Annotated in this window: 23 protein-coding genes; 18 read left to right on the top strand and 5 right to left on the bottom strand. The window is 57.2% G+C overall.

Translation table 11 applies throughout. The annotated features are described in order from the left end of the window. Nucleotides 1–13: 13 nt before the first annotated feature. The 6 genes from AC2FIR_RS10850 to nqrF are packed head-to-tail and all read left to right on the top strand — an operon-like array spanning nt 14 to nt 5,874. Nucleotides 14–1,357 (top strand): Na(+)-translocating NADH-quinone reductase subunit A, encoded by a 1,344-nt coding sequence (locus AC2FIR_RS10850; RefSeq protein WP_480909405.1) that lies wholly within the window; start codon nt 14–16, stop codon nt 1,355–1,357. 5 nt (nt 1,358–1,362) lie between these two features. Next, nucleotides 1,363–2,571, top strand: coding sequence for an NADH:ubiquinone reductase (Na(+)-transporting) subunit B (locus AC2FIR_RS10845; RefSeq protein WP_170678860.1), 1,209 nt, complete (start codon nt 1,363–1,365; stop codon nt 2,569–2,571). After that, nucleotides 2,564–3,379, top strand: coding sequence for a Na(+)-translocating NADH-quinone reductase subunit C (locus AC2FIR_RS10840; protein ID WP_496745427.1), 816 nt, complete (start codon nt 2,564–2,566; stop codon nt 3,377–3,379). Before AC2FIR_RS10845 ends, AC2FIR_RS10840 begins: the two co-directional genes overlap by 8 nt. Beyond that, nucleotides 3,379–4,032, top strand: coding sequence for an NADH:ubiquinone reductase (Na(+)-transporting) subunit D (locus AC2FIR_RS10835; RefSeq protein WP_170614094.1), 654 nt, complete (start codon nt 3,379–3,381; stop codon nt 4,030–4,032). Before AC2FIR_RS10840 ends, AC2FIR_RS10835 begins: the two co-directional genes overlap by 1 nt. Beyond that, nucleotides 4,032–4,640, top strand: a complete 609-nt coding sequence (gene nqrE / locus AC2FIR_RS10830) for an NADH:ubiquinone reductase (Na(+)-transporting) subunit E (protein WP_170614093.1) — start codon at nt 4,032–4,034, stop codon at nt 4,638–4,640. Before AC2FIR_RS10835 ends, nqrE begins: the two co-directional genes overlap by 1 nt. 10 nt (nt 4,641–4,650) lie before the next feature. Beyond that, entirely contained in the window at nt 4,651–5,874 is a 1,224-nt protein-coding gene (gene nqrF, locus AC2FIR_RS10825; RefSeq protein ID WP_170808102.1) for an NADH:ubiquinone reductase (Na(+)-transporting) subunit F, read from the top strand. Between the two features lie 44 nt (nt 5,875–5,918). Here the strand turns inward: nqrF and AC2FIR_RS10820 are convergent, their stop codons facing one another. Next, on the bottom strand, nt 5,919–6,941 hold the full coding sequence (locus AC2FIR_RS10820) for a GDP-mannose 4,6-dehydratase (RefSeq protein ID WP_480913157.1): 1,023 nt from the start codon (nt 6,939–6,941) through the stop codon (nt 5,919–5,921). A 177-nt stretch (nt 6,942–7,118) separates the two neighbouring features. Here AC2FIR_RS10820 and AC2FIR_RS10815 point away from each other — a divergent pair, with 177 nt between their 5' ends. Further along, on the top strand, nt 7,119–7,877 hold the full coding sequence (locus AC2FIR_RS10815) for a metallophosphoesterase family protein (RefSeq protein ID WP_480909399.1): 759 nt from the start codon (nt 7,119–7,121) through the stop codon (nt 7,875–7,877). A 61-nt stretch (nt 7,878–7,938) separates the two neighbouring features. On the opposite strand, the gene AC2FIR_RS10810 is transcribed toward AC2FIR_RS10815, so the two are convergent. Then, a complete protein-coding gene (locus AC2FIR_RS10810; RefSeq protein ID WP_480813239.1) occupies nt 7,939–8,463 on the bottom strand; it encodes a CBS domain-containing protein in 525 nt (174 codons plus the stop codon). A 121-nt stretch (nt 8,464–8,584) separates the two neighbouring features. Between AC2FIR_RS10810 and AC2FIR_RS10805 the strand changes: the two genes are divergently transcribed. The 7 genes from AC2FIR_RS10805 to AC2FIR_RS10775 all read left to right on the top strand — a co-directional run bounded on the left by AC2FIR_RS10805 (nt 8,585) and on the right by AC2FIR_RS10775 (nt 15,971). Further along, a complete protein-coding gene (locus AC2FIR_RS10805) occupies nt 8,585–8,770 on the top strand; it encodes a hypothetical protein (RefSeq protein ID WP_496745424.1) in 186 nt (61 codons plus the stop codon). A gap of 65 nt (nt 8,771–8,835) precedes the next feature. Then, a complete protein-coding gene (locus tag AC2FIR_RS10800) occupies nt 8,836–9,861 on the top strand; it encodes an FAD:protein FMN transferase (RefSeq protein ID WP_480491876.1) in 1,026 nt (341 codons plus the stop codon). Nucleotides 9,862–9,876: 15 nt separating this feature from the next. Continuing rightward, entirely contained in the window at nt 9,877–10,113 is a 237-nt protein-coding gene (nqrM, locus tag AC2FIR_RS10795) for a (Na+)-NQR maturation NqrM (protein ID WP_170614086.1), read from the top strand. Between the two features lie 69 nt (nt 10,114–10,182). Beyond that, a complete protein-coding gene (locus tag AC2FIR_RS10790; RefSeq protein WP_496762333.1) occupies nt 10,183–11,853 on the top strand; it encodes a sulfatase-like hydrolase/transferase in 1,671 nt (556 codons plus the stop codon). 126 nt (nt 11,854–11,979) lie between these two features. Then, nucleotides 11,980–13,497 (top strand): 2,3-bisphosphoglycerate-independent phosphoglycerate mutase, encoded by a 1,518-nt coding sequence (gene gpmI / locus AC2FIR_RS10785; protein WP_496745421.1) that lies wholly within the window; start codon nt 11,980–11,982, stop codon nt 13,495–13,497. Next, nucleotides 13,494–14,624: a murein hydrolase activator EnvC family protein gene (locus AC2FIR_RS10780; RefSeq protein WP_480813236.1), complete on the top strand. Its 1,131-nt coding sequence runs from the start codon at nt 13,494–13,496 to the stop codon at nt 14,622–14,624. The genes gpmI and AC2FIR_RS10780 overlap by 4 nt, the downstream gene beginning before the upstream one ends. Before the next feature lie 6 nt (nt 14,625–14,630). After that, complete coding sequence (locus AC2FIR_RS10775) at nt 14,631–15,971, top strand: S41 family peptidase (RefSeq protein ID WP_496762329.1); 1,341 nt, start codon at nt 14,631–14,633, stop codon at nt 15,969–15,971. Between the two features lie 65 nt (nt 15,972–16,036). Here the strand turns inward: AC2FIR_RS10775 and AC2FIR_RS10770 are convergent, their stop codons facing one another. From AC2FIR_RS10770 to AC2FIR_RS10760, 3 genes are all read right to left on the bottom strand, one after another. After that, nucleotides 16,037–17,563 carry an MFS transporter gene (locus AC2FIR_RS10770; RefSeq protein WP_480491868.1) on the bottom strand — a complete coding sequence of 509 codons (1,527 nt, stop codon included), beginning with the start codon at nt 17,561–17,563 and terminating at the stop codon, nt 16,037–16,039. Between the two features lie 110 nt (nt 17,564–17,673). After that, nucleotides 17,674–18,033 (bottom strand): hypothetical protein, encoded by a 360-nt coding sequence (locus AC2FIR_RS10765; RefSeq protein WP_496745418.1) that lies wholly within the window; start codon nt 18,031–18,033, stop codon nt 17,674–17,676. A 12-nt stretch (nt 18,034–18,045) separates the two neighbouring features. Further along, nucleotides 18,046–18,807 carry a DUF6478 family protein gene (locus AC2FIR_RS10760; protein WP_496745417.1) on the bottom strand — a complete coding sequence of 254 codons (762 nt, stop codon included), beginning with the start codon at nt 18,805–18,807 and terminating at the stop codon, nt 18,046–18,048. Between the two features lie 247 nt (nt 18,808–19,054). On the opposite strand from AC2FIR_RS10760, the gene AC2FIR_RS10755 reads away from it, so the two are divergent. Genes AC2FIR_RS10755 through AC2FIR_RS10740 form a run of 4 tightly spaced genes read left to right on the top strand, consistent with a single transcriptional unit; the run spans nt 19,055 to nt 25,296 of the window. Further along, nucleotides 19,055–22,141, top strand: a complete 3,087-nt coding sequence (locus AC2FIR_RS10755; protein WP_496745415.1) for an ABC transporter transmembrane domain-containing protein — start codon at nt 19,055–19,057, stop codon at nt 22,139–22,141. After that, on the top strand, nt 22,131–23,033 hold the full coding sequence (locus AC2FIR_RS10750; protein WP_496745413.1) for a CPBP family intramembrane glutamic endopeptidase: 903 nt from the start codon (nt 22,131–22,133) through the stop codon (nt 23,031–23,033). Before AC2FIR_RS10755 ends, AC2FIR_RS10750 begins: the two co-directional genes overlap by 11 nt. Nucleotides 23,034–23,092: 59 nt before the next feature. After that, nucleotides 23,093–24,025, top strand: a complete 933-nt coding sequence (gene accD, locus AC2FIR_RS10745) for an acetyl-CoA carboxylase, carboxyltransferase subunit beta (RefSeq protein ID WP_170614077.1) — start codon at nt 23,093–23,095, stop codon at nt 24,023–24,025. Continuing rightward, nucleotides 24,022–25,296: a bifunctional folylpolyglutamate synthase/dihydrofolate synthase gene (locus tag AC2FIR_RS10740; RefSeq protein WP_480813229.1), complete on the top strand. Its 1,275-nt coding sequence runs from the start codon at nt 24,022–24,024 to the stop codon at nt 25,294–25,296. Before accD ends, AC2FIR_RS10740 begins: the two co-directional genes overlap by 4 nt. The last annotated feature ends 34 nt before the right edge of the window (nt 25,297–25,330 follow it).

Below are 25,330 nucleotides of genomic sequence, written 5' to 3'. Positions count from 1 at the left end.
AGAACGTAGCAACATGCAAACTTTCAAACTTAAAAAAGGGTTGGATCTGCCGATAGCGGGAGCGCCCGAACAGAAGATTCAGCCGGGGCCCGAGTTTTCGACGGTTGCCGTTCTGGGCAGGGACTTTGTGGGGCTGAAGCCCAAGATGCTGGTTCAGGAAGGTGAAGTAGTACAGCGCGGCGCGCCGCTGTTTTGCCATAAGGATGCGCCTGATGCGATGATGGTCGCACCGCTCAGCGGTAAGGTCATTGCCATCAATCGCGGCGCCCGGCGCGTGCTCCAAAGCGTCGTGATTGAGGTTTCGGATGTCAACGACACCGGCATCGATTTCTCGGGCACGGGTAACACGGACAGCGCCGAAGGTGTTGCGGCAAAGCTTTGCGCCGCAGGTCTTTGGACCGCATTCCGAACCCGCCCGTATTCGAAGATGCCTGAACCGGGCACCAGACCCGCAGCGATTTTCGTAACCGCAATGGACAGTGATCCGCTGGCAGCGGATGCAGCACTGATCATCGCCGATGCCGGTGATGCCTTTGCCGCCGGGCTCGGCGCGATTTCACACCTGACGGACGGCAAAACCTATCTGTGCCACAAGGATGGTGACACCTTGCCCGGCACCGAATTGCCCGGGGTTGAAGCGGCGGGTTTTTCCGGACCGCACCCCGCAGGCCTGGCCGGAACGCATATCCATTTCCTCGAGCCGCTGGCAGGGGACAAGCGTGTCTGGACGATCGGCTATCAGGATGTGATCGCCATTGGCCGTCTGATGCAGACCGGCCATTTGGACCCGAATATTGTAATTGCGCTGTCAGGTCCCGGGGCACGTCAACCGCGCCTGATCCGCACGGTCATGGGCGCATCGACCGATGATCTGACCCGTGACGAGGTCAATGTTGACGGCAGCGCCCGGATCATTTCCGGGTCGATCCTGTCCGGTCAGCACGCCGAGGGTCCGACCGCCTATCTGGGCCGCTTTGCGCGTCAGATTACAATCATTCGCGAAGACGCGGACCAGATCCCGATGGGCTGGATCCGACCGATGCCCTCGAAATTCGCGGTTCAGCCTGTGTTGGGCTCGGCCTTTGCCAAAAAGCTGTACGCGCTGACGTCGAACCTGAACGGCGGTCGCCGGGCCATGGTTCCTACCGGCACGTTCGAAGAGTTGATGCCGCAGGATTACCTGCCAACCCAATTGTTGCGTGCTTTGCTGGTGATGGATACTGACACCGCACAGGCGCTGGGTGCGCTGGAGCTGGACGAAGAGGACCTTGGCCTTGTCGGCTTTGCCTGTCCGGCGAAATATGAATATGGGCTGGCGCTGCGCGACTGCCTGACCAAGATTGAAAAGGAGGGCTGATCCGAATGGGTTTGCGCAACTTCTTTGACCGGATCGAGCCGAACTTTACCAAGGGCGGCAAGTACGAGAAGCTTTTCCCCATCTACGAGATGGTCGAAAGCTTCATCTACACTCCGAAAACAGTCACCTCCGTCGCCCCCCACGCGCGGTCTTATGTGGATATGAAGCGGATCATGACTTATGTCGTGATCGCGACGATCCCCTGTATCCTGTGGGGCATGTGGAATACGGGCTATCAGGCCAATTCCGCGATTGCGGCCCTTGGGCCGGACTCAGCCACGGGCTGGCGGATCGCCCTGTTGCAGATGTTTGGCATTTCACTGGACCCGTCCAGCCTGTTTGCCAACGTGATGCACGGATTGCTTTACTTCCTGCCGATCTACATCGTCACACTTGTCGCAGGCGGTATCTTCGAGGTCATCTTTGCCACAGTGCGCGGCCACGAGGTGAACGAAGGTTTTCTTGTCACTTCAATGCTTTACACGTTGATCATGCCGGCAACTACGCCCCTGTGGCAGGTGGCTTTGGGCATCATCTTCGGTGTCGTTATCGGCAAAGAGGTTTTTGGCGGCACTGGCAAGAACTTCCTCAACCCTGCGCTTGTGGGCCGTGCTTTCCTGTACTTCGCCTATCCGGCGCAGATGTCGGGCGATGCAGTGTGGACGCCGGTCGACGGCTTTTCGGGCGCAACAGCGTTGGGGGTAACAGCGGCTGAGGGCGTTCAGGCCCTTGCGGCTGAGGGCATCACCTGGTCCAGCGCGTTTTTCGGAACCATCCAGGGCAGCTTTGGCGAAACATCGACGTTGGCCTGTATCATCGGCCTCGCCTTCCTGCTGATGACCAAAATAGCCAATTATCGCCTGATCGTGGGCTGTTTGGCCGGGACGATTGCGTTTACATGGCTGTTGAACTTGATCGGTTCTGACACCAACCCGATGTTCGCGATGCCTTGGTACTGGCATGTTGTGCTGGGCGGATACGCGTTTGGCCTGGCGTTCATGGTGACCGAACCCGTTTCGGCAAGCCACACCAATCTGGGCCGCTATATCTACGGTGCGCTGATCGGTGTCATGGTTGTTTTGATCCGTGTAGTGAACCCCGCTTTCCCGGAAGGCATGATGCTGGCCATCCTGTTCGGTAACGTCTTTGCACCGCTGATCGATCACTTCGTCGTTCAGGCCAACATCAAACGGAGGGCGCGTCGCCATGTCTGATACGCAACCCCAAGAACCCAAGGGGGCAATTGCCCGGTTCCTGGCGGCCTCGCCGGACTCGGTTGGCAAGACGATCTTTGTTGCCGTCGCCGTTTGTCTGGTAGCTTCGATGGTCGTTTCCGCTGCAGCCGTCAGTCTGCGTCCGGCACAGGAAGCGAACAAACTGAAGGACAAGCAGGTCAACGTTCTTCAGGTGGCAGGTGTTTACGAACCCGGCATCAACGTGACCGAGGCCTTCGCTGCGTTTGAGCCGCACGTTCTGGAACTGGCCACCGGCGAATTCGTCGATGACCAGTTTGACCCAGCGACCTTTGACGACATCGCTGCTGCCAGCGATCCCGAACTGAGTGTCGCACTTGATGATGACCCAGCGGGAATTGGCCGCAAGTCCAAGTACCGAGTGATCTACCTGCTGCGGGATGATGCTGGTGAACTGGATAAGGTCATCCTGCCGCTGCACGGCTATGGCCTGTGGTCCACGCTCTATGGCTTTATCGCGCTGGAAAACAACGGCAACGATATTTTCGGCCTGCAGTTCTATCAGCACGGCGAAACTCCGGGCCTTGGTGCCGAAGTGGACAACCCGCGTTGGAAAGCGCTGTGGAATGGCAAGAAACTTCGCGATGACGCGGGCGATCTGCAAATCACAGTCGCCAAATCTCAGCCTGCCGCCGGGCCGGACTTTTATGTCGACGCGCTGGCCGGTGCCACGCTGACCTCTGTTGGCGTCGATAACCTGGTAAGATTCTGGATGGGCGATGCGGGTTACGCTCCGTTCCTGGCCAAACTGCAAGCAGGAGAGTTCTGATGTCTCAGACCAAGAAAGAGATGCTGGTCGACCCGCTTGTCGACAACAACCCGATTACCCTGCAGGTGCTTGGCATCTGTTCGGCGCTGGCGGTGACCTCTTCGCTGCAGGTATCCTTCGTGATGGCGCTGGCGGTGACGTTCGTGACCTCGTTCTCGTCCTTCTTTATCTCGTGCCTGCGTAACCAGATCCCGGGCTCGATCCGGATCATCGTCCAGATGGTGATCATCGCCTCGCTGGTGATCCTGGTGGATCAGGTTCTCAAGGCCTATGCCTTCGAGATTTCAAAAACGCTTTCGGTCTTCGTCGGTCTGATCATCACCAACTGTATCGTGATGGGCCGCGCCGAGGCGTTCGCTATGAAAAACCCGCCTGTCGCGTCCTTCATCGACGGCATGGGCAACGGAATGGGCTATGGTCTGATCCTGCTGCTGGTTGGTTTCATCCGCGAACTGTTCGGGAACGGGTCGCTCTTCGGAGTCACCATTCTGGAGACCGTCAACAATGGCGGCTGGTATGTGCCCAACGGCATGCTGCTGCTGCCGCCGTCCGCGTTCTTTATCATCGGTCTGATCATCTGGGCCTTCCGCACGTGGAAGCCGAACCAGGTCGAAGAACGTGAATACAAAATCCAGCAGGTAGAGGCGCACTGATGGAAGGGCTTATCTCTCTGGCCGTAAAGGCCATCTTTGTTGAAAACCTCGCGCTCAGCTTCTTTCTCGGCATGTGTACTTTCATAGCCGTTTCCAAGAAGATTTCGACCGCGCTGGGTCTGGGTATTTCGGTGATGGTCGTTCAGGCGATCACCGTGCCGACAAACAATCTGTTGCTCAGCTATCTGTTGAAGCCGGGCGCCTTGGCCTGGGCCGGGTTCCCGGATGTAGACCTGACCTTCCTTGGGCTGATCTCGTACATCGGCGTGATTGCGGCGATGGTTCAGATCCTCGAGATGATCCTGGATAAGTACTTCCCACCGCTTTACAACGCGCTGGGGATCTTCCTGCCGCTGATTACAGTGAACTGCGCCATCCTCGGTGGCTCGCTGTTCATGGTCGAGCGTGACTATAACTTTGCTGAGGCCGCCACCTATGGTCTGTCTTCCGGCTTTGGTTGGGCGCTGGCGATCACAGCGATGGCAGGCGTTCGTGAAAAGCTCAAATATTCGGATATTCCGGACGGTCTGCAGGGGTTGGGCATCACCTTCATCACCGCGGGACTGATGGCGATGGCCTTCATGTCCTTCTCTGGCGTGAAACTGTAAGGAGGGCGCAATGGAAACTTTTAGCCTAGGCGTAATCCTTTTCACGATGATCGTTCTGGCGCTTGTCGCCATCATTATGGCGGCACGCTCGCGGTTGGTGTCCACCGGCAACGTCAACATCACCATCAATGGCGAGAAAACCATCTCGGTTCCGGCGGGCGGCAAACTGCTGCAGACGCTTGCGGCCGAGAAATTGTTCGTTCCTTCCGCCTGTGGTGGTGGCGGAACCTGCGCGCAATGCCGTGTGCGGGTGCATTCGGGTGGTGGTTCGATCCTGCCGACTGAAGAAAGCCATATCACCAAGCGTGAAGCTGCTTGTGGTGACCGGCTGTCCTGTCAGGTCGCGGTCAAGCAGGACATGGACATCGAAGTTCCGGAAGAGGTCTTTGGCGTCAAGAAGTGGGAATGCACCGTTCGTTCGAATGACAACGTCGCCACCTTTATCAAAGCGCTGACACTGGATCTGCCGGAAGGCGAGGACGTCAATTTCCGTGCTGGCGGCTACATCCAGATCGAGGCCCCCGCGCACCAACTGGCCTATACCGATTTCGACGTGCAGGACGAGTACCGCGAAGATTGGGACAAGTTCAATCTGTGGCAGTACAAATCCGTCGTGAACGAACCGATCGAGCGCGCCTATTCTATGGCCAACTATCCGGACGAAAAAGGCATGATCATGCTGAACGTCCGTGTCGCTTCACCGCCTCCGGGGTCCGACGGTATCCCACCGGGTCAGATGTCGTCTTACATCTTCAACCTGAAGCCGGGTGACAAGGTCACGATCTCGGGTCCGTTTGGTGAATTCTTCGCCCGCGAAACCGAGAAAGAGATGGTCTTCATCGGCGGTGGCGCTGGTATGGCGCCTATGCGCAGCCATATCTTCGATCAGCTCAAGCGCCTTGAGAATCGCAACCGCAAGATCACCTTCTGGTACGGTGCGCGTTCCAAGAAAGAGATGTTCTTTGTCGAGGATTTCGACCAATTGGCCGAGGAGTTCGACAATTTCGAATGGCATGTGGCCCTTTCGGATGCGCAGCCCGAGGACGATTGGAAAGGCTACACCGGCTTCATCCACAACGTCCTGTTCGAGGAATACCTCAAGAACCACCCGGCACCGGAAGACTGCGAGTTCTACATGTGCGGTCCGCCAATCATGAACCAGTCCGTCATCAACATGCTGCTGGATCTCGGAGTTGACCGCGAAGACATCATGCTGGACGACTTCGGCGGTTAAGAAGAAACCGGCGCAATTAGCGCCGGTTTTTTTGTCCCGCATTTTCAGTCGGCGGGAATTTTATAGTACTGCCGATACCATTCAACGAATTTGGCCAGACCGGTACGAATATCGGTCTGGGGTTTGTAACCGGTCAGGTTTTGCAACAAACTGGTGTCGGCCCAGGTCGCCGGAACATCTCCCATTTGCATCGGCATGTAGTTCCGGATCGCTTTCTTACCCAACGCGTCCTCGATAGCTTCGATGAAATCCATCAGACGGACTTTGTCCGAGTTGCCGATGTTGACGACACGGAAGGGCGCAACCGGTGACAGGCTGTCTCCCTCGGCGATCTCATCTTTGCTGTCAGGCCGCACAGGGGCGGCATCTATCAGCAGGCGAATGCCCCGTACCAGATCCTCGACATAGGTGAAGTCGCGATACATGTCGCCGTTGTTGTAAATGTCGATGGGACGGTCGTTCAGAATGGCATCGGTGAACTTGAAGTAAGCCAGATCAGGGCGGCCCCACGTGCCGTAAACTGTAAAGAACCGGAACATCGTGGTCGGCAGGCCCCACAGATGGGCATAGGAATGACCCATCGATTCATTGGCCTTCTTGGTCGCGGAATAGATGGTCAGTTGCCCGTCGGCCTTGTCGGTTTCCCGGAACGGCATGTCTTCATTCGCTCCGTAGACTGAAGACGTCGAAGCCATTAGAAGGTGCTCTACCTGATGGATCCGGGCAACCTCCATCACATTGAATGTCCCGACGATGTTGGATTCAACATAGCTGCGTGGCGCTTCAAGGCTGTAGCGCACGCCGGCCTGGCCAGCCAGGTGGATGATGACCTCGGGTTTGAAGTCGTCTGCGACCTGCATCAGTCGCTCGTGGTTTTCCAGCATGTCTTCGGTGACCGAAAAGCCCGGCGTTTGCAGCAACATCTGATGGCGACGCTGTTTAAGCGCCACGTCATAATAGTCGGTCATGCCGTCATAGCCATGCACTTGGAACCCTTCGGCCAAGAGGAGTTTTGCCAGATGAAATCCGATAAACCCGGCAGTTCCCGTTACCAAAACTCGTTTCATTAAATCCCCAAAAACCTTTCAAACTACATGGCCGCCTGCGATAAGATCGTCTTTGAACCTGCCAGGCCCAGATCTAACTTTAGCTTGTCATATCAAACGCCCGGCACCGACGGTCAAGTACTGAGCGGGCGGCCCGGGATTGTCGTTGCCAACGGGTCGGGTTAGGGAACGTAGAACATGGTTACGAGCTGGATCAAAGGGTTTATTGGCCGGGCACGGCCCGATCGGGAAACATCCGTTCCCGGAATCGCTCCCGATGAACGGTTTGTCGTAATTGGCGACATTCATGGTCGGCTGGACCTGCTTCAGGCCCTGCTGATGAGGGTTGAGGACGACTGCCCTTTGATCTTTGTCGGGGACTACATTGACCGGGGTGACTACAGTGCACAGGTCCTGCGACATCTGCAGCACTTCGACACAGCAGCAAACAGGCCAGTCGTGTGCCTCATGGGCAATCATGAAGACATGCTGCTGCGATTTCTGGACGAGCCCGGACGCTATGCACATCATTGGTTCCGGAATGGCGGATTCCAGACACTGGCTTCATTCGGGATTACCGAATTTGACCTTCACCCAACAAATGAAATTGCCGAAGCGGTTGCTGGCAAGTTGAAGCAGGTCATGGGCGCGGGCCTGCTGTCATGGCTACGGGACAGACCACTAATCTGGTCAAGCGGAAACGTAACTGTCGTCCATGCCGCGCTGGATCCCGACCTAACGGTGGATGACCAGCAGCGACAGGTCTGTTTGTGGGGGCACCCGATGTTTCCAAGACGACGCAGGGCAGATGGCCAATGGGTTGTGCACGGACACACAATCATAGACCGCCCAAGGGTCAACAATGGCGTTGTCTCGGTCGATACCGGGGCATTTGCAACGAACCGCCTGACAGCAGCTGAAATTTACAGAGGCGGCGTTCGCTTTGTTTCGACCTGATCTGCGCAACTCGGGACGCGGGCCAGTGAAAATGCGGCCCGCAACCCGGAAAGTCACTTGGTCAACCGACGATCATCTGCTTCATGCGCAGCGCTTCGTATTCCAGTTCCTTGAGACGGAAGTGAACAACGTCGCCAATCGTGATGACACCGCGCAGGTGGCCATCACTCAGAACCGGCATGTGGCGGAAACGTCCATCGGTCATTGTCTTCAGAACATCGTTCAGCAGGTCTTCGGGCGAACAGGTCTTGACGTTCTTGGTCATTAGATCTTCGACCGACTGCGGCAGAGTCTGACCGGGGGTATCCGCCATGCGCCGTACGATATCGCGTTCTGACAGAATGCCTTGCAGGGTTCCGTTCTGATCGGTCACGACCACCGCGCCGATTCTTTTTTCCTTCAGCAGTTCCACTACCGAATGAATCGTATCGGCGGGACGCACCGCAAACACCGCATCACCTTTACCCTCAAGCAGCTTGGCCACGGTCGTTTGCGTATGCGACAGGTTCGAATCTGCTGACTGGCTATAGGTCGCAGAACCAGATTTGTCGCCGCGTGTGGGGGGCTGATAAGAGCTTGGGGCCATGGGCAATCTCCTCTTTTATCCGAGATGGCTGTCTTTTCACCTTACCGCAGCGAACCGACCTGTATAGGGTGCAAATGCCCTGATCCCGGAAAATTGCTGACAAACAAGGAATCCCGATCCGTTGACAGACCTTTATCTGACACCGCCGCTGGCTGCGCTGATCTTTTTCGCCGTCGTGGTGTGTGGTCACAATTTTCGAATGACATGGAAACAGCAGCAGGTGGGGTGGCAGAAACGGGCCTGGCTGTTTGGTGTACCTGCCGGGGTCGGATTGCTGGTGCTGGGTTTTCTGCCGATGAAACTTTGATGTCGATTTGACTCTGTAATGGGGCGCTGGCATATGCCCGGCTAGGTTTTCCAGGGAGTTCCCCGATGCGCCATCTGCCTGTTCTGGCTTTAGTTCTGTTTGTTTCCGGCTGTTTGTTTGACAAGGAACCCGAAGTGGTCCGTCTGTCGGGCGAAACCATGGGAACAACATTCAACATCACCGCCATTGGCGAAGATGTGGATGAGGAAGCACTGGCCGCAGCCGTGCAGGAAACACTGGCCGCAGTGAACGCCAAGATGTCCAACTGGGATCCCAACTCAGAGGTTTCGACATTTTCAGCTTCGACCGACACTTCGCCCGTTCCGGTCTCGGACGAGTTCGCTCTGGTTTTGACCGCCGCTGACGATGTGCATGAAAGATCCGGCGGAACATTTGACGTGACTCTGGGCCCGCTGATCGAATTGTGGGGGTTTGGCCCGCGCAAGCCCGAGGACCCGGTGCCGTCGGATGCTGAGATTCAAGCCGCTCTGGAAGGTGTCGGGCAATCCCGGCTGCTGACCTTGGACCGTGACGCCGGAACGCTGGCCAAATCCGATCCGGCAGTGGGCATCAACCTGTCGGCTATCGCCAAAGGCTATGGGATCGACGCGGTGGCCGAAACCCTAAGCGAAGCGGGGATCGAGAACTACATGGTCGAGATCGGTGGCGATCTTGTAACCAAAGGCGAAAATGACAAGGGTGAGGTCTGGCGCATCGGGGTCGAAAAACCCGAAGCGGGCGGGCAAAACCTGCAACTGATCGTATCACTGAACGATCTGGGCATGGCGACCTCGGGCGATTACAAGAACTTCTTCGAACAGGACGGTGTGCGATATTCCCATATCATCGATCCCACGACCGGACGACCGATCACACATCGCACCACCTCGGTCACCGTACTGGCCGAAAATGCGATGATGGCGGATGCGTGGGCGACGGCAATGCTGGCGCTGGGGCAGGAGAAGGGGCTGGAACTGGCCGAAAAGCATAAACTTGCCGTGTTCTTCATCTCTCGGGATGTGACAGGCGGCGAAGATGCCTTTATTACTGTTCACAGTACCGCGTTCAAAGACGCTTTGGGCACCAACTGACAGGCAGGACCTGAGATGAGCACATTTATTCTGGCCTTCGTATTACTGTTGATCATCATGGTCGGGATGTCGCTTGGCGTCATGCTGATGGGCAAGACGATCAAAGGCAGCTGCGGCGGCCTGAATGCAATCTCGGGCGCGGACAAATGCGTTGTGTGCAAAAAAGACGTCGACCCCAACAGCCCGCTGCGGGACCAGTTGCAGTGCAAACGCGCCAAAAAAATGCTCGAACAGATGGAACGGCAAGCCTGATTGAAGTTTGGACTTCGCTCTTGGGCAGGAAATAGCTAAGCAGGTCCCGGATCAAAGGGGGGCATTGCATTGGCCGAAGCCAAAAATATCTTGTTCATCATGTTCGATCAGCTGCGCTGGGATTACCTCAGCTGTTACGGACATCCACACCTGCATACCCCGAATATCGACAAACTGGCCGCACGCGGTGTCCGGTTTGATCGCGCCTATATTCAGTCCCCGATCTGCGGAAGTTCGCGCATGTCGACCTATACCGGGCGCTATGTGCATTCCCATGGTGCCTCATGGAACAACATTCCCCTGAAAGTTGGTGAAATCACATTGGGCGATCACCTGCGCAAAGCGGGGATGGGGTGCTGGCTGGTCGGCAAGACACATATGGCTGCCGATGCCGAAGGGATGGCGCGCCTGGGACTGGAACCCGACAGCGTCATTGGCGCTCGCGTCGCGGAATGCGGATTTGACGTCTTCGAACGCGATGACGGGTTGCGCGCTGAAGGACCGGACGGGTTCTATGATCCGGACGGGGCAAAGAAATACAATCAATATCTCCGGGACAAAGGATACGACAGCGACAATCCCTGGCATGACTTTGCCAATTCCGGCCTGGATGCCGACGGCAACGTATTGTCAGGTTGGTTCCTTAAAAACTCATCCGAGCCGGCAAATATCGCGGAAGAAGACAGTGAAACGCCATACCTGACCACCCGTGGCATTGAGTTCATGGAAAGTCATGACGGGCCGTGGTGCTGTCACCTCAGCTACATCAAGCCGCACTGGCCTTACGTAGTGCCGGAGCCTTATGCCTCGATGTATGGACCCGAACATGTGCTGCCTGTGGTCCGGTCCGAGGCCGAGCGCGAAAATGCGCATCCAGTGCTCCGGGCCTTTATGGACACGAAAGTCGGGCAGGCCTTCTCGCGTCAGGAGGTCCGCGATGCCGTGATCCCGGCCTATATGGGGCTGATCAAACAGGCGGATGACCAGATGGGACGGTTGTTCGACTGGATGGAGGAAACCGGGCGGATGGACGACACGATGATCGTGCTGACCTCGGACCATGGGGATTTTCTGGGCGATCACTGGATGGGGGAAAAGACCTTCTTCCATGACGCCTCGACAAAGATGCCCCTGATCATCTACGACCCTTCCTCTCAGGCGGACGCCACGCGAGGCACCACATGCGACGCGCTGGTCGAGGCGATTGATCTGGCCCCGACCTTTCTTGAGGTGGCGGGCGGCGAAAAGGCTGGGCATATCCTGGAAGGGCATTCCCTGCTGCCTATCCTTCGCGGGCAAGCCGACAAAACGCCCCGCAGTGTCGCAGTCTGCGAATACGACTACTCCGCTTCTCCCATTGCGCAAAAACTGAATGCGTCTGTACGCGATGCCGTGATGTTCATGGTCGCCAACGAGAAATGGAAACTTGTCCATTGCGAAGGCGGGCACAGGCCGATCCTGTTCGATCTTGAAAACGATCCCGACGAACTGGACGACTTGGGTGACAGTGCGGACCACACGGACGTCATCGCCCAGATGTATGATCACCTGTTTGCCTGGGCGCGTCGCCCGTCACAGCGCACAACCCGGTCTGAAGAGCAGTTGATCGGAATGCGCAGCCGAAGCGGGGGCACAGGGATCATGATCGGTATTTACGACGAAAACGACACTCCGCTGGAACTGACGGTCAAATACCGCAACCGCAAGGCACATCCTTACCAGGATTATCTGAAGGACTGAAAACGCGGGTTTCGCGCCAAAGTGACGAGGGGACCGATTAATTCTGCTTCACACACCGCAAAGACGGTTCACGCCAGGATGGGCAGCGGGTAGAAGACTGTCAAAGCAGTTTTCCGGAGAAACTTCATGGCCGCCCCCAAACCCGTTGTCCTGTGCATCCTAGATGGCTGGGGATTGTCCGAAGACACGCAGGCCAACGCGCCTTATCTGGCGAAAACGCCGACCTTTGACGCGATCATGGAACGCGGTCCCCATGCGACGTTGATTACACATGGGCCGGATGTGGGTCTGCCCAGCGGGCAGATGGGAAATTCTGAGGTCGGGCACACGAACATTGGGGCCGGGCGAGTGGTTGCCATGGATCTGGGGCAGATTGATCTGTCGATCGAAGACGGCAGTTTTTTTGAAAACAATGCCCTTCAGGCCTTCATCGGTAAGGTAAAGGCCTCGGGCGGAACGGCGCACTTGATGGGTATCGCTTCGGATGGCGGGGTACATGGCCATGTTGATCATATCGTTGCCGCGGCCAAGGCCGTGACAGACGTAGGTGTACCTGTCGCCTTGCACGCCATCACAGACGGACGGGACGTTGCACCAAAATCCGCATTTGGGTTCTTGGCCGAACTGCAGGAGCGCCTGCCAGATGGCGCACGGATCGTGACTGTCAGCGGACGGTATTATGCCATGGACCGCGACAATCGCTGGGAACGCGTTGCAGAAGCCTATGAGGCGATAGTCAAGGGGCAGGGGCGCACTGCAGCCACGGCGCATGGCGCTGTGGACCATGCGTATAATCAATCCGAAACGGATGAATTCATCACACCCACGGTTCTTAGAGGCTACACAGGTGTCCACGATGGCGATGGTATTTTCTGTCTGAATTTCCGCGCCGACCGTGCGCGGGAAATACTGCGCGCCATTGGCGAGCCGGGATTCGACGATTTCGACACCGGACCGCGCCCGGCCCTGTCAGCTTTGCTGGGAATGGTTGAATACTCCGACGGGCACAACGCCTACATGACCACCGTTTTCCCGAAACGCGCCATCGTCAACACGCTTGGGGAATGGGTTGCCAAACAGGGGTTGCGGCAGTTCCGCTTGGCGGAAACCGAAAAATATCCTCATGTTACGTTCTTTCTGAACGGCGGCAAGGAAACGCCCGAGGTTGGCGAAGACCGTTTCATGCCGAAATCGCCCAAGGTGGCAACCTATGATCTTCAGCCCGAGATGTCGTCAGCCGAGGTCACGGCCAAATTCGTCGAGGCCATCGAAGCCGGGTACGATCTGATCGTCACCAATTACGCCAACCCGGATATGGTCGGGCACACAGGCGATCTGAACGCCGCGATCAAGGCCTGCGAAGCCGTTGATCAAGGTCTGGCGCAGGTGGTTGCCGCGCTGGACAAAGCAGGCGGAGCCATGATCGTGACAGCCGATCACGGGAATTGCGAAGTCATGGTCGACCCTGAAACCGGTGGACCGCATACCGCTCATACATTGAACCGGGTGCCTGTAGCGCTGGTCGGTGGACCCGCAGGTGCCAAAATGCGCGATGGCCGGTTGTCGGACCTGGCGCCAACGCTTTTAGCGCTGATGGGGCTGGATCAACCTGCGGAAATGACCGGCCAGAGCCTTCTGTCATGACAGTGCGGGCCGCGCTTCTTTCGGTCTTGCTGGCCTCGCCTGTTTGCGCCCAGACGGACCCGTCGGCAGCTGCGCTGGAGGCAGCGCAAATGCTGGAAGAGGCCTCGATTGCGCTGGCCGAAGCCGACAGCGCCCGGGATCGGGTGCGCGCCCTGACCGAAACGGTGCAGGCTTATGAAGCCGGGCTAAGCGCCATGCGCGACGGCTTGCGAAAGGCCGCCACCCGAGAGGTGCAGCTGACAGAAGAACTGCGCGCGCGGGAAAAAGAAATCGCGCAGTTGCTAGGCGTGTTGCAAACCATCGAAACGACGACGCCGCCCGTTCTGATCCTGCATCCGTCCGGTCCTTTGGGGGCCGCCCGTACCGGCATGATGCTGGCCGAAGTCACGCCCGGCCTGAATGCACGTGCACAGGCGCTTGCTCAGGACTTGCACGAGGTCCGGACACTACGCCAGCTGCAGCAAAACGCCGCCGAAACCCTGACCAAGGGTCTGACCGGAGTACAGAATGCGCGCACCAAGCTTAGCGAGGCCATTGCCGATCGAACGGACCTGCCGCGCCGGTTTGTGGAAGACCCTATCAGCACGGCGATCCTGATCTCCTCGACGGAAACACTGGATGGGTTTGCCAGCGGTCTGGCCGAAATATCAGAAGGCGGTATTGCCGAAACCGACGCCGATATTTCGAACAGAAAAGGAAACCTTGCTTTGCCCGTTCAGGGTGTTCTGCTGCACAGTTCAGGGGAAACGGACGCCGCCGGGGTGAAACGACCCGGTATCGTGCTGGGCACCCGCCCGCGCGCGCTGGTCACGACACCCACCGCAGCGACGATCCGGTATCGCGGGCCGCTGCTGGACCTTGGCAACCTGATGATCCTGGAACCCCAGCCCGGATTGCTTTTTGTCTTTTCCGGGTTGCAAGAGGTCTTCGGTACACCCGGAGAAGTGATCACCGAAGGAACGCCGGTTGGGTTAATGCCTGGTGAAACGCCGGAAATCGGCGCTATTTTGTCAACTACAAGTGATGGCACTGGAACTGACCGGTCAGAAACGCTCTATATAGAGGTAAGACAGGATAATAGCCCGGTGGACCCGGAATCGTGGTTTCGGACCCAAAAGGATGGATAAACAAACATGAAGAGATTTGTGATGGCCGGTCTGGCCGGAACTGTGGCAGGCATTATCGCAACCACTCAGATTGCCGGACCTTTGCTGGCGCAAGAGGCCGAAAGCAAGGCCAGCGTGTATGAGCAACTGGATCTGTTCGGGGACATTTTCGAACGTATCCGCGCCCAATATGTCGAAGAAGTCGAGCCGGAGGAGCTGATCGAGGCAGCCATTGACGGAATGCTGACCTCACTGGATCCGCATTCCAGCTACCTGTCGCCTGACGACGCCGAACAGATGCGCGTGCAGACACGCGGTGAATTCGGCGGGCTGGGGATTGAGGTCACACAAGAAGAAGGCTTCGTCAAAGTCGTCTCACCCATTGATGATACCCCCGCAGACGAGGCGGGGATCGAAGCCGGTGATTTCATCACCCACGTTGATGGTGAAAGCATTCTGGGCCTGACGCTGGACAAAGCGGTGGATCTGATGCGCGGGCCGGTCGGCTCGGAAATCGTGATCACGGTGGTGCGCGAAGGCGAGCAGGAACCGTTTGACGTCACCATTATCCGCGACACCATCAAGTTGACCGCCGTACGTGCACGGACTGAAGGCACCAGCGTCGTTCTGCGTGTGACCACATTCAATGATCAGACCTACCCCAATCTGGAAGCCGGTTTGAAAGAGCAGATCGAAGAAGCCGGCGGGATCGATAAGGTCAATGGCGTAGTGCTGGATTTGCGGAACAATCCGGGCGGCTTGCTGACACAGGCGATCAAGGTGTCGGACGCCTTTTTGAATGAAGGGGAAATCGTTTCGACCCGCGGCCGCGATCCGGGCGAAGGCGAAAGGTTCAATGCAACTGCTGGCGATCTGACCGAAGGCAAGCCGATCGTGGTTCTGATCAACGGCGGGTCAGCCTCGGCTTCGGAAATTGTGGCAGGGGCGCTTCAGGATCATCGCCGTGCGATCATTGTTGGTACCAAAAGCTTTGGCAAAGGTTCGGTCCAGACGGTCATGCCATTGCGCGGCGACGGTGCAATGCGTCTGACCACTTCACGCTATTATACGCCTTCGGGCCGCTCGATTCAGGCGCTTGGCGTCAGCCCCGACATTATCGTCGAGCAACCGCGCCCAGCCCCAGAACCTGAAGAGGAAGAGGGCAATGCACGCACTCGCTCCGAGGCCGACCTGCGTGGCAGCCTGAACAACGACAGTCTGAGCGAGGATGAAATTCGCCAGATTGAAGAAGACCGGGCCCGTGCCGAAGGGACTGCCGAGTTGCGGGAAAAGGACTATCAGTTGGCCTATGCCATCGATATCCTGAAAGGCCTGTCGGCCTTCAACCCCAACGGGCCTTCGCAGTAACATACAAATCGGGCCGCCGATTGCGGCTGCCCCAATTTCGGGAACATATCTTTGATCGGTCGCGATCAGCTTTCGATTTTGTGCAGCTTGCTTTCATCCAGCATCAGCGCAAGTACGATCCCGACGGACACGGAAATCGCCGCAAAGACAAACGCCATGTTCATGCCGGTATCGAATGCTCCGGCTATTGCGGTTTTGACCGTCGCAACTTCACTTTCGCCGAGCTTCTGCATGACTGCCTGTGCGGATTTGGTGGTCAGCGTTCCGCCATTGATTGCCTGAAGTTCAGCATCAGACAGTGTGACACCGGCCGCTGTCAGTTTGTCGCGCAGGCTGGCAAGGCTTGTGACATACATGATTGCCGTGGCGCAGGCGACGGCAATGGCCCCGTAGACCAGGTGGGTCATGAAGCTCAGCCCGCCGACGAGACCCGCCCGTTCGGGCTTTACCGCGCAGACTGCCGCCGTTCCCGACGGCCCGACAGTCAGCGTCGCCCCCAATCCGATGAAGGCCATGCCTGGCAGAATTTGGAAATAGCCAAGACCCTGCGGCAAGACGACAACAGTTACTGTGCCAATTGTCGCGATCAGGTAGCCCCAGAACATCAGCCGTTTTGGTCCGAAATCGTTGTACAGCGTTCCCGAAACAATGGATCCGACGGCAAGCAACACAGTCAGAGGCGCCAGCCCGAGCGCCGATTGAAACACGCTCCAGCCCAGAACTTTCTGCATGTATTGCGGGAAATACAGCAAACCCACAAAGGCCGCAGACACATTGAACATATTCAGGCCCAGCGTGATCAAAAACTCTCGATTCTGCATCAACTGAGGCAGCAGCAAAGGTTCCTTTACGCGTTTTTCGACACGTGGGAACAACAGGAACAGGACTGCGCTGACAAAGAACAGAAGAAGCAGCGGAACCGAAGTCCAGCCCCAATCCGCACCGACATCCAGGGCGTACAGCAGCAGCAAGACCGCGAACGACAGGATGCCCATCCCGGCAAAATCGATGTGTTCGCCTTGTTTGTGTTTGGTCTCACGTTCCATCAAGAACAGGGCTGTCGCCATCGAAATGCAAGAAAACACGACGTTGGCCAGAAAGAACAATCGCCAGTCACCAAGGTTGACGGCAAAGCCGCTGATCATTGGGCCGAAGACATTGCCGCTGGTTACACCTGCAAGGATCAGCCCCATAACCAGGGCCCGATGTTCGGGCTTTGACACTTTGGTGGCGCCGAAGGCCAGCGTGCAGGGCCAGATACATCCGGCTCCGATGCCTTGCAGGGCCCGTGCTCCGATCAGGTAGTCCAGACCGGGGGCGACAAAGCATAGGATGGAAGAAAACAGAAAGATTGAAAGACCGATGATCATGATCTTTCGGTGCCCGTACATGTCGCCGAGCCGCCCGCCGGCGACCATGGTCATGGCGAAAAACAGAGCGTAGATATTGAGCACCCACTGGGTGCTTGTGATGTCGGCATCAAAGCTGTTTTCGATGGCCGGGATCAGCATCAGCGCGCCGGTAAAATCAATCCCGATCCCAAATGCGGTCACCATAAGGGCGATGACCTTGATGATACTACTGCGGTCCATTGAGAAACCCAGGTTGCTCCGGATGTCCCGATAATGCATCAAGCCGGTCAAAAAAGATAGGAAAACAGCAGTTTAACGGTTCAGCCGGTATGACAGGCTGAACGCCTGGCCTATTCCGCGCTGCTGCAGATCCGCCGGAATGCACGTTTCAGCATGTCCAGTTCGGCGCGCAAAAGCTCCACCTCAGCCCTCAGGTCATCCGCAGCGGGAGTGCCCGCGATCACCGTGATGTCGCCCAGCTTGTTCGTCGTTGCGGTGTCGACGATCACAAAACAGTGCACCCCTTCGGAAAGGGCAGAGATGGGCAACTGAATACTCAGATCCCAACCGCCATCCGCGCGTGAAACGCTGAACTTTTCCAGCGGTTCACCGAGATAGCGCACTTCGATATTGGGTTCTGTTTCGGCTTGCAGATGGCCTTGCCAAAGCCCGTCTTCGAACCGTGTGCATGTGAGGGAGGGAAGGGTCATGTGGCAAGCACCTTACAAGTCAGCCCGGAAATGGCGGCAGAACGTCAAATCGCGCAAAACGATCCGATTCATCCCAGGATCGTCAAAGATCAGATCCAGCCAGATCTTTTCTATGCGTTTCTCGTTGAAAGACAGATGCGCAAGGTCAAAGTCCATTGCGTTCGAAGTTCGGCTTTCGTCAAGTTTGCGCAACACCTGTTCCGTATTTGGGCCGTGCTGAATGTTGAGACGTGCGAAAATTTCTCCGTTCCGCTCGCATTCGATCAGCGTATCGACACGCATCAGGTGTTGGCGCGTCAAGTCTAGCGCCGCATCTGGTGGCAGCTCGACCGACAGGGACAGGAAAGAACCCATGAACCCGAACACCTCGATCGCAAGGCTGAATGGGGCGAGGTCCTTGTCACGGCGATTGCGTATTTGGCGCATTCCGATTTCGGACTGCTCGCAATCATGAAACAGGGTTACCTGCCGGTCCATCGGCGCTTTTCGCGGGGCCGACGCGATACCGTGCCTGGACAGCGGCCCGCGCCACAGATCCGGACGCCAGGACCAGTCCGTGCCAAGCGGTTTGGGAAACTGCACCGAACCAATCAGTGGCCGGGCCAGCCGCCCGTCGGCCTGTTGGATCAACAGGTCAAGATGTGTCCGCAATCTGCGCGCCTCATCCCGTTGCCTGCGCAGCAATGGCTCAGGCGTTTCGGTCGCAGCCTTTGCGGCTTGGCGCCAATGCCCCAGAGACTTGCGATGCATATAGCGATCCAGAAAACTGCCCATGATCCTATCGTCCAAAGTTGTACCTGTTTAGTCAAAGACCAAGTGGCGGTTAAACCCGAATTACAGCATTTCAGCGCTTAATTTTCCGGAAATGTGATCTGCGGCGGGCTGGACAGAACCGCACCTTTCTGCCAAAGCCGCGCCCGTTCTTGCAATAGACCGGGGCAGTGCTTACCGTCTGATACCGGATCGCAGTGGAACATCCGTCAAACAGCGCACATCCGAATTTCTCAGGACAAGGGCGGTCATGGAACCCACTCTGTTTTCGTTTATCTGGAAATACTCGAAGAAACAGCAGCTTGTATTGTTGCTGCTGACCGTATTGTCGTTTCCCTTTCTCTATGCCTCGCTCGAGTTGCCCAAACAGATCATAAACGATGCAATTGGGGCGCCCACCGACACGGTGACGATCTGGGGACATACCGTGACGCAGATCCAATACCTTTGGATCCTGTGCTTTGCATTTCTGGCAACGGTGATTGCCAGCGGGTTGATGAAGATGCGCATCAACACGATGAAGGGCGTGCTGGCCGAGCGTATGCTGCGCCGCCTTCGCTTTTCTCTGATCCAGCGAACGATGCGGTTCCCGAAGTCCTATTTCGCCACCACCAGCCAGGGCGAATTGGTTTCGATGATCACCTCCGAGGCCGAACCGATGGGCGGGCTGATGGGCGACGCGATTGCCCAACCGGTGTTTCAATTCGGGCAGATGATGACAATCGTCACATTTCTGTTCATGCAAAGCGTCTGGTTCGGATTGGCCAGTGTCGCGCTGATCCCATTGCAGGCCTGGCTGATCCCGAAACTGCAACGCCAGATCAACCTGCTGAACAAGGACAGAATTCAACAGGTTCGACATCTAAGCTCGGAAATCGGTGAGAGTGCGGCGGGCATCAGTGATCTGCGCACCAATGGCGGCTGGCGTTATCGGCTGGCGCAGTTCAGCCATCGGCTGGGTATCTTGTTCGAGATCCGCTTCAAGATCTACAACAAGAAATTTTTCATGAAGTTTATCAACAACCTGATCACACAGATGACGCCGTTTCTGTTCTACTCTGTCGGCGGTTATCTTGCGATCACGGGAGAGGTGACAGTGGGCGCACTGGTCGCCGCACTTGGGGCCTACAAGGATCTGAGTGGCCCTTGGAAGGATCTGCTGACCTACTACAATCAGGTGCAGGACATGTCGCTGCGTTGGGAAATCGTGATAGAGCGTTTTGCCCCAGCCAACATGATCCCCGAGGAACTGTTTTCCGGAGAACCCGAAACCATCCCGCACCTGACCGGTGACATCGAGTTGCGGAACGTGACGGTCCGCGATGATGACGGCAAGACCATTCTTGAAGATATCGACCTGACAATCCCAAAGGGTGCCCGGGTGGCGATACAGTCGCCACAAGCGGCCGAGCGTGGTGCGCTGGCTCAACTGCTGACAAGAGAGCTGCTGCCGGTACAAGGCGACGTGATTATGGCGGGTCACAATCTCAATTCGCTGCATCAAACAGTGATTGCCGCCCGAATTGGGTATGCCTATTCACGCCCCTACCTGTTCGATGGAACACTGGGGGACAATCTGCTGATGCCCCTGCGGATCCGCCCGCAACATCAGTCGGACGCGATAAAGGCCCCTTCGCGTCGGCAGATCGAGGCCGTACGGGCCGGAAACCCCCCCGATTCCCTGTCGGATGAATGGGTCGACCCCAGCCTGGCTGGGCTGGATAGTGCTGACGACATCCGCGACTGGTGGTTCCAGCTTGTCGAAGCTATGGGGATCGACGAGTTCATGTTCCGCCGTACTTTACGCTCCCGGTTCGACCCGGAACAGCATCCGGCTTTGGCAAAAGACGTTGTTGATCTGCGCGGGATCGTCGCCGAGCGTCTGCGCGATCGCGGGTTGGACCGATATGTCTTCAGATTCGACCCGGAACAGTTCAACCCCGCCGTTCCCTTGGGCGGCAACCTGCTGTTTGCGTCTCCGTCGCAGGATATCTCTCCGGAAACGCTTGCCGAAGATGATCGATTCCAGGCAATGCTCAGCGCGAACGCCCTGGACGATGACGCCATGAGCATTTCCAGTGCCGTGCTGGAAACGCTGACTCAGGCATTTGGTCGGGATGGCACGGATCACCCTCTGTTTTTGCGCCTTGGCCTGTCCCGCGACATGTTCCACAGCCTGCTGGACATCGAAGACCGTCGCAAAGCCAAGGGTGATGCCGCGATCAGTCAGAAAGAAAAAGCCCTGCTGATGACCGTGCCCTTCCTTCTTACGGCCGAGCAGATTGGTCCGAATTTTCCGGACGAGTACAAGAACAGAATTTTGACGATTCGAAAGACGCAGGCAGAAAGAATCCGGGAATCGATGCAGGGGATGTTCCTGCCAGTGTCGCCGGATCTCTACATTCCGCGTCTGACCGTGATCGAGAATGCGCTTTACGGACGCATTTCGATCATGGCCGGGGCTAAAAAAGACGAGATCGAAGATGTAGTTGCCGAAGTTATGAACGAAGCCGGGCTGCGCCGCCGCGCCGCCGCGATCATTTACGATCTGCCGTCCGGACTGGGGGGAAACAACCTGCCGACCGTTTTTCAGGAGCGTGCCGCGTTTTCGCGGGCGGGCATCAAACGCCCCGACATTCTGGTGCTGGACAAGGTGCTGGCCAGCCACGATTCGGAAAGCCGACTGCGCACCCGCCTGAAACTGCGTGAGCTGCTGCCTGATTCAATCATGATCTTCATGGAAGATCATTTTGCCCATCCCGAAGCGTATGACCTGTTCGTCGAAATCAAGGACGGTCGTATTGACGGTGTTTCAAGAACACAAACAGAAGCGGAAGAAGGCGCTACGGCGGACCTGAGCCGGAAGCTCAAGATCATCTCCTCGACCGAGTTGTTCTCCAAGTTGGATGGCAGAAACCAACGTTTGCTGGCGTTTTCCGCACAATGGTACAAGGCCGCAGCCGGGCAGACCATCTTTGCCCGCGGCGAGGCACCTGACGCGGCCTACCTTTGTATTTCCGGTCAGGCCAATTTGGAATGGAACGACAGCAAGGGTCTCAAGCGGGTAATCTCGGTCATCGAGCCGGGACGATTGATCGGAGACCTGTCGATTATCACCAAGGACGCCAGACAATTCGATCTGGTTGCAACGCAGGATTGTACCTTTCTCAGGATCGGCGCCGGTGAGCTGCGCGCCGTCGTGGAAAGCGACGTTAATGTCGCCGTACAACTTCTTGAAACCGTTGCCGGTTACCTGATGACAGTGTCCGATCGTGTTGCCGCCGCGCAAACCCCAGAGGACATATTCACCGATACCGGCAGTTCCAGTGGGACCTAAAATCACGACACATACGGCATACGCAGCCCATGAGATGCTTGTCCGCGACGCACGTGACAGACCGGAACTGTGGCGGCTGACGGTCGGGCTGGTGATTGTTGGTGGTGTTGCAATTTTCCTGAACCTCACCCTGTCTTCTGTGATTTTCAGTCTTGGCACCGCGCGGTGGGTTTCCGGCTTTCAGGCGGGGGCAACACCGTCTGCTTTGTTGATTCTGTTGTCGAGTTTCGGGTTCATCACATTGGGCGTCAAACTGGCTGCCGGGGCGATGCAAAACCGCCCGTTGCACGCCATCCTGGGTCCCCGCCGTCTGGGCGTTCGCCAGTTCTGGCGCGTACTTCTGGCATTGGGGCTGCTGGCCGCGTTGATCTTCATCCTGCCGCCATACAATCTGGGCGCACCGTTCAAACCCAATTTGGCTTTCGAAACGTGGCTGCTGCTGTTGCCGCTGTCTCTGACTGCGGTTTTGATACAAACCAGCGCCGAGGAAATCCTGTTTCGCGGCTACATTCAGCAATCACTGGCTGCGCGGTTTCGGTCACGCCTGATTTGGATGGGTCTGCCTGCCTTGTTGTTCGCGGCCGGTCACTACGCACCGGCCACATCCGGAGAGAACGCCCTTCTGATCGCAATCTGGGCCGGCGCTTTTGGCCTGATCAATGCCGATCTCACCGCGCGGTCGGGTACCCTTGGTCCTGCTATTGCGCTGCACTTTTTCAACAACGTTGTGGCGTTGCTGTTTTTCTCGATACCTGACAACCTCAGCGGTCTTGCCTTGTTCCTTCTGCCCTATGACATGTCCCAAACAGACGCGATACGACACTGGCTGTATGTGGATTTCGTGATGATGGTTGTTTGCTGGCTAACCGCACGACTTGCGCTTAGGCGCTGATTGCATTTCCTGACGTAGCGCCTTATTTGACGTCAAAACCGCATCAGCAAGGTTCCGACATGAACTGGATCACAAACTACGTCCGCCCCCGGATTAACTCGATCTTCTCGCGCAGGGAAGTGCCCGAAAATCTGTGGCACAAATGCGATGAGTGCGGAACCATGCTGTTTCACCGCGAACTGGCCGACAACCAGAATGTCTGCACGCAATGCGATCACCACATGGCAATCACGCCGCGAGAGCGGTTTAAGCATCTGTTTGATGGCGGTATTTTCACCGAGGTCGAAGTCCCCGCGCCGAAGGACGATCCACTGCATTTCCGGGATCAAAAGAAATATCCCGACCGCATGAAAGCGGCCCAGAAGAAGACCGGCGAGAAAGAGGCGATGCTTGTCGTGAGCGGTGAAATCGGCCGCACGCCAGTTGTAGCTGCGGCGCAGGATTTTTCGTTCATGGGCGGATCGATGGGCATGTATGTCGGCAACGCCATCATCGCAGCCGCGCAGGAGGCCGTGAAACTCAAACGCCCGCTTATCCTGTTTTCGGCTGCCGGTGGCGCGCGAATGCAGGAAGGCATCCTGAGCCTCATGCAGATGCCCCGTACCACGGTCGCGGTGGAAATGCTGAAAGAGGCGAACCTGCCCTATATCGTGGTGCTGACCCACCCGACCACCGGCGGCGTCACCGCGTCTTATGCGATGCTGGGTGATGTGCATATCTCGGAGCCGAACGCGCTGATCTGCTTTGCCGGACCGCGCGTGATCGAACAGACCATCCGCGAGAAACTGCCCGAAGGATTCCAACGCGCTGAATATCTGCTGGATCACGGGATGCTTGACCGTGTGACAAAACGCACCGAAATGCGCGATGAACTGATCACCATCACCCGAATGCTGATGGGCCTGCCGCCAGCTGTCAAAGGTGACCTTCCCGCACCAGAGCCGGAAGAAGCACCGGTCGAAGCTTCGACCGAGGGCGCAGGCGAGAAATGACGACCCCGACATCCGACGTCATCCTTGATCGGATGATGGCGCTGCATCCCAAGATCATCGATCTGACTCTGGATCGTGTGTGGCGCTTGCTGGCAGCTCTGGACCACCCGCAAAACCGATTGCCGCCGGTCATCCATATTGCCGGAACCAACGGCAAAGGTTCGACGCAAGCCATGATCCGCGCAGGGATCGAAGGGGCCGGGCTGACAGCTCACGCATACACATCCCCCCACCTGGCCCGCTTTCACGAGCGAATCCGACTGGCGGGAGAGCTGATCTCGGAGCCTGACCTTACGGCGGTTCTGGACGAGTGTTACGCCGCAAACAATGGTGAGAATATCACCTATTTCGAAATCACCACCTGTGCGGCCCTGCTGGCTTTCGCCCGCACGCAAGCTGACTATACGCTCCTTGAAGTCGGGCTGGGTGGCCGCCTGGATGCAACCAACGTCGTGGAACAGCCTGCGGTTACAGTCATCACGCCGGTTTCGATTGACCACGAACAGTTCCTTGGCGACACATTGGGCAAAATTGCAGCCGAAAAGGCCGGCATCATCAAGCCCGGAGTGACCTGTATCGTGGGCCCGCAAGAAGACGAGGCGCTCGAGGTCATTGAATACACCGCCGCGCGACTGGGTGCGCCACTGCTTGTTAATGGCCAACACTGGCACGTAAACGAAGAAAACGGACGCCTGATCTATCAGGACGAAACAGGATTGCGCGATCTGCCGCTTCCCAATCTGCTGGGCGCGCACCAAATTCAAAACGCGGGCGCAGCGCTGGCGGTTCTGCGCCATCTGCAAATGGGCGATGACGCCTATGAGGCCGCCGCGACCAAAGCCGAATGGCCAGCACGCATGCAGCGCCTGAAAACAGGGCCACTGACAGAACAGGCTCCGCTCGCTGAACTGTGGCTCGACGGGGGCCACAACGCTGCTGCTGGCGTGGCGTTGGCCGACGTTCTGGCGAAACTGCCCAAACGCCCGACACACATGATCTGCGGCATGCTGAACACCAAGGACGTCACTGGTTATCTGGCGCCGCTTGCCGATCAGGCCGAAAGCCTGACCGCCGTATCCATTCCCGGCGAGGCCAACACGCTCAGCGCTGACGACACTGCGGCTGCAGCCGCAAGGGTCGGCCTGCCAGCTTCAACAGCGGAAAACGTCGCGGCAGCCCTGACAGCAATCACGGACAAAGATCCACAAGCGCGTGTTCTGATCTGTGGCTCGCTCTATCTGGCGGGCAACATCCTGCGCGAAAACGGCTAGTTGTTTTTCTGTTTGGAAAACCTCGGAGCGCGCT

Source organism: Ruegeria sp. CDSB136, from assembly GCF_059610965.1.
This window is presented reverse-complemented; position numbering and strand designations above follow the sequence as displayed.